The sequence below is a fragment of the uncultured Roseobacter sp. genome (genome assembly GCF_947495275.1).
Taxonomy (GTDB): domain Bacteria; phylum Pseudomonadota; class Alphaproteobacteria; order Rhodobacterales; family Rhodobacteraceae; genus Roseobacter.
On record NZ_CANLYL010000002.1, the window covers coordinates 495,438 to 508,351 of the forward strand.

The following is a 12,914-nucleotide window of genomic DNA, read 5'->3' on the forward strand; positions in this document are numbered from 1 at the left end:
TCTTCTTTGGCGCAGTCTACCACCTGACCGCGCCGGAGCAATGGGGTGCGGCATGTCGGAGCACCGCCGGGTTTCGAATTACCCCATGTCTTTTGCGCGTTTTCTCAGTTCAAATTTCTGGATCTTGCCCGTGGAGGTTTTGGGCAATTCATCGAATACCACGTATTTGGGAGCTTTGAACCCGGCCAGCGTCTGACGGGCAAAGGCGATCAACGCTGCGGCGTCACCGGTGGCGCCCGGCTTTAGCTCAACAAATGCGCAAGGCACTTCACCCCATTTTTCATCCGGCTTTGCAACCACGGCAGCCAGCAGAACATCTTCATGGCCCATCAAAACCCCCTCGACCTCAACCGACGAGATGTTTTCGCCCCCGGATATTATGATGTCCTTGGCGCGATCCGCGATCTGCATGTATCCATCGCTATGTTGCAGGGCGATATCACCGGAATGGAAGTACCCACCCTGAAAGGCATCGGCTGTGGCTTTTGAATTCTTGTAGTATCCCTTCATGACCGAATTGCCGCGGATCATGATCTCGCCCTGCGTGCTGGCGTCCATGGGAATCTGATGCATGTCAGTGTCCATGACGGTGATGTCTTCCATCATCGGAAAGGCCACGCCCTGACGGGCTTTGACCGCCGCGCGATCAGGTTTGTCCAGCCCATCCCAATCCGCGCCGCGCCACAGGCATTCGGTGACATGACCATAAGTTTCAGTAAGCCCGTAGACCTGTGTGACATTGAACCCCAGCGCTTCGATCTTGCTGAGCGTCGCCGGGGCAGGGGGCGCGCCTGCCGTAAAAACCTCAACCACATGGCTGAAGTTGCGCCGATCTTGCGCAGGCGCATTGACCAGCATGTTGAGCACGATGGGCGCACCCCCCAAATGGGTCACCCCCTGCTCTGCGATCGCGTCATAGATCGCAGGTGCCGTGATGTCGCGGCAACAGACGATCGTGCCACCGATCAGGGGCATCATCCAGGTGTGGTTCCACCCATTGCAATGGAAAAGCGGCACAATTGTCAGGTAGATTGGGTGCAGGACCATGCGCCAGCTCACGACTGTCCCCATGGTCATCAAATAAGCGCCCCGGTGATGATAGACGACACCTTTGGGGCGCCCGGTCGTGCCCGAGGTGTAGTTGAGCGCGAGGCTTTCCCACTCATCCTCCGGCATGATCCAGTCGAAATTCGGATCGGCCCCCGCGAGCAAATCCTCGTAGACCTTGTGCTTGCCAGAGGCCGGGTAGCCGGCAGCTTCATCAGGCACTTCAACAAGGATTGGTGGCGGGCCGTCCATCCTGTCGCACGCCGCTTCGGCCAATTCCAGGAACTGGCTGTCGACCATGACAATTTTCGCCTCGCCGTGATCGAAGATGTAGCTCACGGTATCTACATCAAGCCGCGTGTTGATCGTGTTCAGAACCGCACCACATGCGGGCACGCCGAAATGGGCTTCGGCCTGTGCGGTGACATTCGGAATAAGCGTGGCCACAACGTCGCCGGGATTGACGCCGAGCGTTGTCAGCGCGGATGCCAACCGCGTGCAGCGTTCATGGTACTGTGCATAAGTTGCGCGATGATCTGCATAAATCAGGGCGGTGTGATCCGCAAAGACATGGGCGGCACGACGCAGATGCGAGAGCGGTGTCAGTGGCACATAGTTCGCAGCACATTTCTCGAGCCCCGTTTCATCCCTCATCCAACCCATGTTGTTTCCCTCCCGGTCTCTTTTTTGTAGTTTAGGCGCAACGCGGCTTCTACGATATGGGTTTTGCGACATTTGAAAAGTGAATTGTCTTACATTTGGATCGCGCGTCGGGTCCCACAATACAACAGGGGGGTTGGTGGATGATCATCTCTCGTGGTCGCAACTTTGTCTTTGTCCATATCCCCAAGACGGGCGGAACTTCCCTGGCGTTGGCACTTGAAGCACGCGCGATGAAGGATGATCTGCTGATCGGGGACACGCCAAAAGCCCGTAAACGAAAACGAAAGCTGGAAGGGCTGCGCCCAAGGGGTCGGCTTTGGAAGCACTCGACCCTGGCCGATATCGACGGCATTCTGGCGCCCGGGGATTTGGCGGAGATGTTTATCTTCACTCTGGTGCGCAATCCCTGGGACCGGCTGGTCAGCTACTATCATTGGCTCAGGGAACAGAGCTTCGATCATCCGAGTGTCGAAATCGCCAGATCAACAACGTTTGACGCCTTTCTACGCTCGGAGCCTGTTCAATCCAGTTTGCGGAATGCACCGGCAAGTCACTATATGCGGGATGTAACCGGTGTCGAACGCTGCAATGCATTTGTCCGTCTGGAGAGATTTGAACAGGACGCGGCGCGTCTTGAGACGCATCTGGGGTTTGCGCTGTCACTGCCGCATATCAACCGATCAAAGCGCAATACGGACTACCGGGAATACTATGACGCCGAAACGCGCGCCCTTGTGGCCGACGTCTGTGCGGAAGACATCGCCCGTTTCGACTACCGCTTTGAACCGGACGAGTGATTCTCGCAAAGAGCGAAATGGTTAACGGATTGGCTGCGATCTGTCGGTGTCGTTAGAAAACTGTTTCTTTTCCAGCGTCAATCCGATCCGTCGTGATCTCATTACCCAGCGTCGGCGATCCAATGCCCCAGATGCGCCGTAATCGCGGCCAAGCGCCGACATGCTTTGGTCGTTGTTTGGAAAGGATCGTAAAGCGTCGCTGCCAACTCCGACGCAACACAATGGGGATGAAGATGAACATGTATCAACAGAGCTTGACTGCGTGGTCCAGGCTGGGGCGCTCAGTCCACAGCAAGAAGAACGCGCCGCCCGTCAGTCACGGCATCGTTGCCGGGACACGGGTCGCCTCAAATCTTGGTTGGCGTGTGGCGGAGGCGTTGACGGTGGGAGACAAGGTTCTGACGTTTGACAATGGGGTGCAAACGATCATGGACATTCAGCGGGCAACCTTGTGGGCTGATGGCACCGAAATCGCCAAAGGTCTCTGGCCGGTCGTGATACCTGCGGGCGCGCTTGGCAACGCGCAGGAGGTGACGTTGCTCCCAGATCAGGGCGTCATGCTGGAAAGCGAAGCGGCTTCGGACCCCTTGGGTGATCCTTTCGCCGTTGTGCCCGCACAGGCTTTGGAGGGACTGTGCGGCATACGCCGCAGCCCGCCGGCGCACCCGGTCGAATTGATCACCTTCTACTTTGCACGCGATGAGGTGATTTACATTGACGGCGGATTACTGATCCATTGTCCACGCAGTGTTGTGCATTTGCAGGACATGATGGCACCGGAGGAAGTGCTCTATGAAGTTACCTCTGTGACGCAGGCCAGAGAAATCCTGAAAGACAGCGAAATGACCCGACAAGCATTGGTCCAAAGCGGCGGCTATGTATTTGGGGCGACGGACATGGTTCTGGTCGCCTGAAGAGTTAACGCAAGACCTCGAGCAAAAACGCAGAGATAACTAGAAAGGGGGGCTGACAGACCCCCCTCACAACTCAAACCTTTGTCGTTCAAGCTGCGTTGGCGGTTTTGTCAAAACGACCGTAGAAGCTTTGGTTTTTTGCTGCCATTTCCCGCAAAAGATCAGGGCAGGCAAATCGATCACCATAGTTGGCTGTCAACTGGTCGCAACGCTCCGACGCATAGGCCGCACCCAGCATGTCGAGCCAGCTTAGCGGCCCGCCCGACCAAGGTGCAAAACCCCACCCCAGGATTGCGCCCACGTCGCCCTCACGGATGTCCATCAGCACACCTTCCTCCAGCGCGCGGACGGCCTCCAGCGACTGCGAAAACAGCAAACGGTGCTGAACATCCGTCAGTTCCGGTTGGTCTTCGGTGGTCGGATATTTGGCGTCGAGACCCTCCCAGAGACCCTGCCGCTTGCCTTTTTCGTCATAGCTGTAAAAACCGGCCGATGATTTACGGCCCAAGCGGCCTTCACCTTCCATCCAGAAGATCACATCGTCCACTGCAGCGTCAGGATAGGCATCGCCCATCGCCGCCTTGGTCGCGCGCGCGATCTTGGCACCGAGGTCGATAGAGGTCTCATCGACCAGTTGCAGTGGCCCAAGCGGCATACCCACCAGGCGCGCGGCGTTTTCGATCAGCGCAGGCTCGACGCCTTCCGCGACCATACGGATACCTTCATTGATGTAGGGGATGATGCAGCGATTGGCATAGAAGAACCGTGCGTCATTCACCACAATAGGTGTCTTGCGGATCTGGCGTACATAGTCGAGCGCTTTGGCGACCGCGCGGTCTCCGGTGCCTTTGCCCTTGATGATCTCCACCAGCAGCATCTTTTCAACAGGCGAGAAGAAATGGATGCCAATGAACTGCTCCGGTCGGCTCGCCGCTTTGGCCAGTTCCGTGATCGGCAGGGTGGAGGTATTGGAGGCAAAGATGCAGTCTTCGGGGATCACCGCCTCGACGCGTCGCGTCATCTCGGCCTTGACCTTCGGGTCTTCGAACACGGCCTCGATGATCAGATCGCAGCCCTTCAACGCGTCGAGATCGGTGGTGGCTGTGATGAGGCTGAGCAGCTGTTCCTTTTTCTCCGGCGTGGTTTTCTTGCGTGCGATGCCTTTGTCGGCGAACGTCGCCGTATAGGCCTTGCCTTTGTCGGCAGCCTCTTGCGTCTGGTCGATCAGCACTACTTCGATGCCCGCCTGCGCCGAGACCAGCGAAATGCCCGCGCCCATCATGCCTGCGCCGAGAACACCCAGTTTTTTCACCCTCTGGTCGGCCACATCCTGCGGTCGCACAGCACCTTTCTCAAGCGCTTCCTTGTTAATGAAGAGCGAGCGGATCATCGCCTCGGACGAGGGGTTCATCAGCACCGAAGTGAACCAACGTGCTTCGACTTTTAATGCCGTGTCGAAAGGCACAAGTGCACCCTCATAGACGGCAGAGAGCAGCGCCTTGGCGGCAGGATAAACCCCTTGGGTCTTGCCGTTGACCATCGCTGAAGCGCCGACGAAGGTCATGAAACCAGCCGGATGATAGGGCGCGCCACCGGGCATTTTGTAGCCCTTGGCGTCCCAGGGTTTCACCAGATCAGCGTCCTTAGCCTCAAGCACCCAGACACGGGCATCGGCCATCGGATCATCGGACACCTCGTCAATGAGGCCCGCCGACTTGGCCTTCGCAGGATCGACCAACTTGCCTTCAAGCAGGAACGGAGAGGCCGCCATGGCACCCATCTTGCGTACCAGACGGGTTGTACCGCCAGCACCGGGAAAAATGCCGACCATGATCTCGGGCAGGCCAATTTTCGCCTTTGGATTGTTCGCCGCGAAGATGCGATGGCAGGAAAGCGGCAACTCCAACCCAATACCCAATGCTGTACCAGGTAGCACGCAGGCGATGGGTTTGCCGCCCTTGAGTGTCTTGGGGTCCATGCCTGCGCGTTCGATCTTGCGCAGCAGCGCGTGCATGTTCATCACACCTTCGAATAGTCCCCTGGCGGGCTCTTGCCCGGCATCGGATTTCATCTTGGCAATCAGGTTCAAATCCATCCCCCCGGCAAAGGACCCTTCCTTGCCAGATGTCAAAACGATGCCCTTCACGGCCTCATCGGCGATCGCCTCGCTCATCAGCTTGTCAATCTCGCTGAGCCCTTCGTAGGACATAACGTTCATGGATTTGCCGGGAACGTCCCAGGTAATGGTGGCGATGCCGTCGCCATCTGTCGTCATGGAAAACTCGGTCATGTCCGGGTCCTTTCTTGGATTGTTCGAAGTGTCACCAGCGCCTTGGCAGGCTTTGGGACGATGTAGGGGAATTTGGTGTTGCTCAGCGAATTGGTCACCGATTTGAGGTACCAGTCGGTGCCCTGGCGCTTGAGCACCATGCGGGATTTGATCGGGCCGTAAACGCTTTTCATTCCGGAACAGAATTCGGTCGCATGATAACCGCAAAGCAAATCACCGGAGATGAATTCGGCCTTTTCGGCGTATCTGACGAGATGATCACCACCTTGCGCGACCACGCTTTCACGCAGATCATCGAAGAACAGGCGCACCTCCTCCTGAGACCGGATAACCACATCGGAACGCTCGGTGTGCCATGTGTAGGGAAACATTAAAAAGCTGCAGTAGGTTTCAAAATCATCCGCGTTGTTTGCTTCGGACAAGCCGTCAATGAAGGTCTGATAGAGGGTGAGGGGCGCCACTGCATGCTTTCGCACGTCATCTTCCGCAGAGCTTGCACCGAAATGTCGCGAGGCGTCCTGCGCCACACGGGGGACGTGAATCGGCCACTTCGAGTTGCTCAACATGCTTTCGAGTTCCAGCATTTTCCAGATTCCATCTTCCAACATCAGCACCATGCGGCTCGCATAGGTTTCAATCACCGGGGTTGCGTCTTTGAGGGAATGCGTGACGTGATGGCCCGCAATATAGTTTTCCCCCAAAAACGACGCGTCAGTCGCCAGCCGTACCCAATTCGTGACGCCGAGCCCTCGAAGTGTTGCGCCGTAAACCTTGAAGCCTTCCGCAAGATCCTCTTCGGTCTCCACGATCACTTCGCTGTTCACGGTACGACGCAGGTACGGCAGTTTGGTCCTTTCCAGCGCCGTCGCCACGTCTCCCATCATGGTGGCCGTCGACAGCGCGTCCAACACCCCCTGATAGATTGACATGGCTTCGGCGCTGGTCACTTATCAGACCCGCTCGATGATCGTCGCCGCTCCCATTCCTGATGCGATACATAATGTGGCCAGACCAACTTCCTTGTCGGCACGTTCCATTTCATCAAGCAGAGTGCCGATGATCATCGCTCCCGTAGCGCCCAACGGGTGGCCCATGGCGATGGAACCGCCGTTTACGTTGACCTTTTCACTTTCCACATCAAAGGCTTGCATGAATCTCAGGACTACAGCGGCGAAGGCCTCATTGACTTCAAAGAGGTCGATATCCTTGATGTTCATGCCATTGTCGGCGAGGATTTTTTCGGTCACGGGCACCGGACCGGTCAGCATGATGGTCGGGTCCGTTCCGATCTTCGCGGTGGCCCTGATGCGCGCGCGGGGTGTCAGCCCGTATTTCTCGCCAAAGGCTTTGGAACCGATCAGAACGGCTGCCGCCCCATCCACGATGCCAGAAGAATTGCCTGCATGGTGAATGTGATTGATCTTTTCCAGATGCGGATACTTCATCAGGGCAACCTTGTCGAAGCCCGGCATCACCTCACCCATGGCCTGAAAGGCGGGATTGAGGCCACCAAGCGATTGCATATCCGTCTGCGGACGCATGTATTCGTCGTGATCGAGGATCGGCAGGCTGTTCTGGTCACGGATTTCGATGACGGATTTGGCAAAGCGCTTCTCGTCCCATGCCATTTTGGCACGGCGCTGGGATTCCACGGCCAACTGATCGGCGTCATCGCGGCTGAAGCCGTATTCTGTGGCGATGATGTCTGCGCTAATACCTTGAGGAACAAAGTACTTTTCCATTGCCAGAGTTGGATCCACGGCAATGGCCGCGCCGTCGGACCCCATGGCCACGCGGCCCATCATTTCCACGCCGCCAGCGATATAGGCCTCGCCCGCGCCGCCTTTGACCTGGTTGGCGGCAAGGTTCACGGCTTCCATGCCAGAGGCACAAAAGCGGTTGATGGCAAGGCCGGGAATGCGCTCGTCGAGATCAGAGGCCAGCACGGCCGAACGGGCCAGACAGCCGCCCTGTTCCATGACCTGGGTGACGTTACCCCAGATCACGTCCTCGACGGCGTGGCCTTCCAGATTATTGCGCTCTTTCACGGCATTCAACGTTTGCGCGGACAGGCGCAGTGACGTGACTTCATGCAGGCTGCCATCCTTACGGCCCTTGCCCCGTGGCGTGCGCAACGCGTCATAGATATAGGCTTCTGTCATGGGTGTCTCCTTTTCGCGCGCATAGGCGCGGCTATTTTGGTCGGGCGCAGTTTGGCGCCGTAGTTCATGTCAGGCCCGATCAGCAGGGCTGCCGGGCATCAGATCATAGGGGTGTTTCCACCCGGGCGTGTTGGAAACTCGTGTGAGCCAGGCGTCGATATGGGGCCAGTCCACCCGGTCAAATCCAAAGCTTTCCGGGTAGTAGAGATAGCCGCAACAACACAGGTCCGCGTTTGTGATCTCGTCGCCGACAATCCAGTCACGCTCTGCAAGATGGTCGTTCAAAATCGCGTAGGCCGCCTTGAGACGCCCCTGATTGAAGGCGATGACCTCCCTAGGGCGCTTGTCCTCTGGCAGGAAATGCATCAGAAACCGCGTCGGGCCCGCAACCGAGCTGAACTTGTGATTATCCCACAGTACCCAGCGCAGGATTTCGCGGCGCTCAGTGGCATCCTTGCCCGCGAACTTTCCTGACTTTTCAGATACATAATCCTGAATAACCCCGGATTGGGTCAGGCGGATGTCGCCGTCTACCATCACCGGCACCTCGCCCATGCTGTTGACGTTTGCGCGGTACTCCGGCGTGCGAGCCTCACCGCCAAAGAAATCCACCTTTACAGGCTCCCAGTTGAGTCCGGAAAGTTCAAGAGCAAGGGCCGCCTTATAGGCATTGCCGCTTTCGCCAAAGCAATAAAGTTGGATGGTCATAGGGTCCTCGCAATCAGTTCTTTCATGATCTCATTTGTGCCGCCGTAGATGCGTTGCACGCGGGCATCGGCCCACATCTCGGCCACGGCATATTCTTGCATGAAGCCGTAGCCGCCATGCAGTTGCACGCAATCGTCCAGTACGTCGCATTGCGTGTCGGTGAGCCAGTATTTGCACATCGCTGCGCGCTCGACGGTAAGGTTGCCTTGCAAATGCTCGGCGATGCATTGATCCAGAAAGGCACGCGCCACGGCTGCGCGTGTCTTGCATTCGGCCAGTTTGAAGCGCGTGTTCTGGAACTGGGTCAAGGGCCCGCCGAAAGCTTCGCGTTCCTTGCAATAGGTGATGGTGCGCTCGACGGCCCCCTCCATTGCACCGACAGCTCCGCAGCCGATGATCAGACGTTCCTGGGGCAGTTGCTGCATCATCTGATAGAACCCCTGACCCTCTTCACCGCCCAGAATGTTCTCTGGTGGGATCGCAACGTCATCGAAAAACAGCTCGGAGGTGTCGGCGGCATGCAGGCCGACCTTGTCCAGATTGCGCCCGCGGGAAAAGCCCTGTGCGCCATCGGTTTCCACGATAACCAGAGAGACCCCTTTGGACCCCTCATTCGGGTCGGTCTTGGCGGCAACGATGATCAGGTTCGCGTGCTGGCCATTGGTGATGAAAGTCTTTTGGCCAGACAACCGATAGGCATTGCCGTCCTGCACGGCCTTGGTCTTGATGTTTTGCACGTCCGAGCCGGTGGAGGGTTCGGTCATGGCGAGTGCCCCCACCAGTTCGCCGGAGACCATCCTGGGCAGCCAGCGCTTCTTCTGATTTTCCGTACCATAGGCCAATACGTAATGGGCCACGATGCCGGAGTGGATACCATGCCCCCAGCTGGCCAGATTGGCGCGCGACGCTTCGATGAGGATTGCGGCCTCGTGCCCGAAATCGCCGCCCGGGCCGCCGTATGCTTCGGGCACCGAGGGGCAGAGCAGACCCAACTCCCCGGCCTCAGCCCAGGTTTCACGGTCCATCTGTCCCTGCTTGCGCCATTTCTCGAATTTAGGCGCCCATTCATTGGTGATGAACTGCGCCGTCATCTGGGCAATCATGTGGTGCTCTTCGGTCATCCAACCGCCGGCATCATTCAATCCGTCTTTCATCCCGTGCTCTCCCCCGGAAGCGCTCATTTCTTGCGCGCGTCCAGCTCAGAATTGAACAACCTCAGCCGATGGCCAAAAGTCTCTTCGTTGATGACACTGTCGAAATTCTCAAACAGAAACGACAGCGCTTCTCCCTCATCCAGACCGGCATCCCCAGCAAAACGTTTCAGCCTGCGATACCCGTCCTCTGTCATCGCAACAGGAAAACGACGGGTGAGACGAAAACGTTTGGGCATGGGCGCGTCCTTTGCAGCGGTAGGCAAGGTGGGTTTCAGCCCACCTGACCGACATTAGAAGTTTGCTGCCTCCAACGCCATCACAGTATCGGCACCGGTTTGAATTCGGCTCAGATGCAGGGCTGTAGCGGGCAGTTGACGCGCCATGTAATAGCGGCCTGTGTGCAGTTTACTCTCAAGGAAAGCCACATCGGAGGCCCCGCTCTCCAGCGCCAGCTTGGCGGCTTTACCCATCCGCGCCCACATCAGACCAAGGCAGACATGGCCAAACATATGCATGAAGTCATGCGAGCCCGCGAGCGCATTGTTCGGATTTTTCATGCCGTTTTGCATGAAGTACATGCCCGCCGCCTGCAAATCTTTGCTTGCTGCTTTCAGGGGATCGAGGAACTGGGCGTCGAAATCCGCATCCTGCCCGGCGTTTTCCTTGATGAAACTTTTCACCAGGTCAAAGAATGCCATTACATGTTTGCCGCCGTCCTGAGCGAGCTTGCGCCCCACCAGATCCAGCGCCTGCACGCCGTTAGCCCCTTCGTAGATCATTGCGATCCGCGCATCGCGGGCAAACTGCGACATGCCCCATTCTTCGATATAGCCATGCCCGCCGTAGACCTGCTGCGCCTTGATGGTCATGTCAAAACCCTGATCTGTCAGGAAACCCTTGATCACGGGCGTCAGCAGCGACACAAGACCGTCCGCGTCCTCATCCTTACCGCGGTGGGCTGCGTCGATGAGCGTTGAGCCCCAAAGGATGAACGCCCGCGCGCCCTCGGCAAAGCTTTTCTGATCCATCAGCGAGCGGCGGATATCCGGGTGCACGATCAGCGGATCGGCCGGCCCATCGGGGTTCTTGGTGCCCGTCACGTCGCGGCCCTGCAAGCGGTCCTTGGCGTAATCCAGCGCGTTCTGATAGGCGACCTCGGCCTGAGACATGCCCTGCATGCCCACGCCCAGACGCGCCTCGTTCATCATGGTGAACATTGCCCGCATGCCTTTGTGCTCTTCGCCCAGCAGGAACCCCGCCGCACCGTCGTAATTCATCACGCAGGTGGAATTGCCGTGGATGCCCATTTTCTCTTCGATCTTGCCGACAGCAACCGCATTGCGCTCTCCCAGGGAGCCGTCGTCGTTGACCATGAACTTCGGCACGATAAAGAGCGAAACACCCTTGATACCTTCAGGTGCGCCACTGATTTTCGCCAGTACCAAGTGAATGATGTTGTCGGACATGTCGTGCTCGCCGGCGGAGATGAAAATCTTCTGCCCGGTGATCTTATAGCTGCCATCATCCTGCGGTTCGGCTTTGGTGCGCATCAGCCCCAGATCGGTACCACAATGCGGCTCGGTCAGGTTCATCGTGCCGGTCCAATCGCAGGCGACCATTTTGGGCAGATATGTGTCTTTCTGAGCTTCCGATCCATGCGCCAGAATGGCCGAAGCAGCCCCGTGGGTCAGGCCCTGATACATCGTGAACGCCATATTCGACGAGGAGAACATCTCGCCTACGGCGGTGCCGATCACATAGGGCATATTCTGGCCGCCGTATTGTTCGGGCATGTCCAAACCAGGCCACCCACCTTCCTTGACCTGTTCGAAAGCGGCCTTGAAACCGGTGGGTGTGCGCACCACGCCGTTCTCAAGGGAGCATCCTTCGGTATCGCCGACCACGTTCAGCGGCGCCAAGACCTCAGAAGTCAACTTGCCGGCTTCCTCCAGAACGGCGGAGGTAAAATCCGCTTCCAATTCGTCGTAGCCCGGGATCGGCTGATCAACGACGTTCAGCACATCGTGCAAAATGAACTGCATGTCTTTGGTCGGGGCGGTATATCTCGGCATCTGGTCTCTCTCCCTAAAGGCGACGGTGCTTGAGGCGGCGTTATTCGGCCGCGTCCTTTTGGTTTTTCATGGAGTCGAGCATGTCGGCTCCCCACTTGAGCTGTTCTTGCAGTTCGTCAATCGCTTCGGTCAGCGCGTCACGCTGGTTTTCCATTTCAGCAAGACGTTTGAGGCCGACCTCATAAGAAGCCTGAAGCTGTGCTTGTTGCTGATCGCCCATATCGTAAAGATCAAGCAGCTGGCGGAGTTCTTCGAGGCTGACGCCGAACCGCTTGCCTCGCAATATCAGTTTCAGGCGCGCGCGATCCCGGCGGGTGAAGAGCCGTTTCTGACCCTCGCGGATCGGGAACAAGAGTTCTTTGGATTCGTAAAAACGCAGGGTGCGAGGTGTGACATCAAAAGTATCGCACATCTCTCGAATGGTCATTAATTCATCGGTCATAGGTTTTACTCTTTTCAGCATCGGAACGCGGCACAGGTATGAACTGGTCAGGGAGCTACAATAACAGATGACGTTTACGTAACCTGAACGTTACGTCACATTGCAAGCTGCCATGACGGAAAGCGCGCAACACCTGAAGACGGAGCGCGATTTGTCGCTCATTCTTGATGGAAAATCCGATATTTAAGGCGGAAAACTCATTTTCGGTATCAAAGTGAAAAAAGATCGACCGGCCAGGCCGTCAGGTTGTACTGATCTCACGGGCCACGGAATCGCGCAAATCCTGCAATTCCTGCATCGCCTCATCCAATTGCGCGCGCTGCTCTGCGAGCTCTTTCAGCTGCCCATCGGCAAGCTCGACCCAAGCCGCCATTTGCGCAGCAGTGCCTTCTTTTTCATAGATCAGCAGCCACTGCCTGATGTCTTCCAGTTGAAATCCGAATTTGCGACCGCGCAAGATCAACTTCATCCGCGCGCATTCACGCGCGCCATAAAACCGGGCGCGCCCTTCACGATCGGGCTGCAACAGTTCGATGTATTCATAGTACCGCAGGGTTCTCGGAGTGACATCGAATTCCGAACACATTTCTTTGAATGTCAGACGCTCATCTGCCATGCTTGGGCTCTCCCTTAAGCTCAGGCTAAGACGCGAAATCCCAGAGCGC

General features: G+C 57.2%; 12 protein-coding genes. 2 read left to right on the top strand and 10 right to left on the bottom strand.

Going from position 1 to position 12,914, the window contains the following annotated elements; translation table 11 throughout:
• Nucleotides 1–78: 78 nt before the first annotated feature.
• Nucleotides 79–1,710, bottom strand: a complete 1,632-nt coding sequence (locus Q0802_RS05700; protein ID WP_298914864.1) for an AMP-binding protein — start codon at nt 1,708–1,710, stop codon at nt 79–81.
• Nucleotides 1,711–1,850: 140 nt separating this feature from the next.
• Between Q0802_RS05700 and Q0802_RS05705 the strand changes: the two genes are divergently transcribed.
• The gene (locus Q0802_RS05705) at nt 1,851–2,507 is read left to right on the top strand and encodes a sulfotransferase family 2 domain-containing protein (protein ID WP_298914867.1); all 657 of its coding nucleotides are present in this window, start codon (nt 1,851–1,853) and stop codon (nt 2,505–2,507) included.
• A gap of 233 nt (nt 2,508–2,740) precedes the next feature.
• Nucleotides 2,741–3,421: a Hint domain-containing protein gene (locus tag Q0802_RS05710; RefSeq protein WP_298914870.1), complete on the top strand. Its 681-nt coding sequence runs from the start codon at nt 2,741–2,743 to the stop codon at nt 3,419–3,421.
• Between the two features lie 88 nt (nt 3,422–3,509).
• Here Q0802_RS05710 and Q0802_RS05715 read toward each other — a convergent pair whose 3' ends face one another.
• From Q0802_RS05715 to Q0802_RS05755, 9 genes are all read right to left on the bottom strand, one after another.
• The gene (locus Q0802_RS05715; RefSeq protein WP_298914873.1) at nt 3,510–5,711 is read right to left on the bottom strand and encodes a 3-hydroxyacyl-CoA dehydrogenase NAD-binding domain-containing protein; all 2,202 of its coding nucleotides are present in this window, start codon (nt 5,709–5,711) and stop codon (nt 3,510–3,512) included.
• On the bottom strand, nt 5,708–6,658 hold the full coding sequence (locus Q0802_RS05720; RefSeq protein ID WP_298914876.1) for a hypothetical protein: 951 nt from the start codon (nt 6,656–6,658) through the stop codon (nt 5,708–5,710). The genes Q0802_RS05715 and Q0802_RS05720 overlap by 4 nt, the downstream gene beginning before the upstream one ends.
• Nucleotides 6,659–6,661: 3 nt before the next feature.
• A complete protein-coding gene (locus Q0802_RS05725; protein ID WP_298914879.1) occupies nt 6,662–7,873 on the bottom strand; it encodes an acetyl-CoA C-acetyltransferase in 1,212 nt (403 codons plus the stop codon).
• A gap of 69 nt (nt 7,874–7,942) precedes the next feature.
• Nucleotides 7,943–8,581 (bottom strand): glutathione S-transferase family protein, encoded by a 639-nt coding sequence (locus Q0802_RS05730; protein ID WP_298914882.1) that lies wholly within the window; start codon nt 8,579–8,581, stop codon nt 7,943–7,945.
• Nucleotides 8,578–9,735, bottom strand: coding sequence for an acyl-CoA dehydrogenase family protein (locus Q0802_RS05735; RefSeq protein ID WP_298914885.1), 1,158 nt, complete (start codon nt 9,733–9,735; stop codon nt 8,578–8,580). Before Q0802_RS05735 ends, Q0802_RS05730 begins: the two co-directional genes overlap by 4 nt.
• A gap of 23 nt (nt 9,736–9,758) precedes the next feature.
• A complete protein-coding gene (locus tag Q0802_RS05740) occupies nt 9,759–9,971 on the bottom strand; it encodes a hypothetical protein (RefSeq protein ID WP_298914888.1) in 213 nt (70 codons plus the stop codon).
• A gap of 54 nt (nt 9,972–10,025) precedes the next feature.
• Nucleotides 10,026–11,807 carry an acyl-CoA dehydrogenase C-terminal domain-containing protein gene (locus Q0802_RS05745; protein ID WP_298914891.1) on the bottom strand — a complete coding sequence of 594 codons (1,782 nt, stop codon included), beginning with the start codon at nt 11,805–11,807 and terminating at the stop codon, nt 10,026–10,028.
• Nucleotides 11,808–11,847: 40 nt separating this feature from the next.
• On the bottom strand, nt 11,848–12,249 hold the full coding sequence (locus Q0802_RS05750; protein ID WP_298914894.1) for a MerR family DNA-binding transcriptional regulator: 402 nt from the start codon (nt 12,247–12,249) through the stop codon (nt 11,848–11,850).
• Between the two features lie 241 nt (nt 12,250–12,490).
• Nucleotides 12,491–12,865 carry a MerR family DNA-binding transcriptional regulator gene (locus Q0802_RS05755; protein ID WP_298914897.1) on the bottom strand — a complete coding sequence of 125 codons (375 nt, stop codon included), beginning with the start codon at nt 12,863–12,865 and terminating at the stop codon, nt 12,491–12,493.
• Nucleotides 12,866–12,914 lie beyond the last annotated feature (49 nt).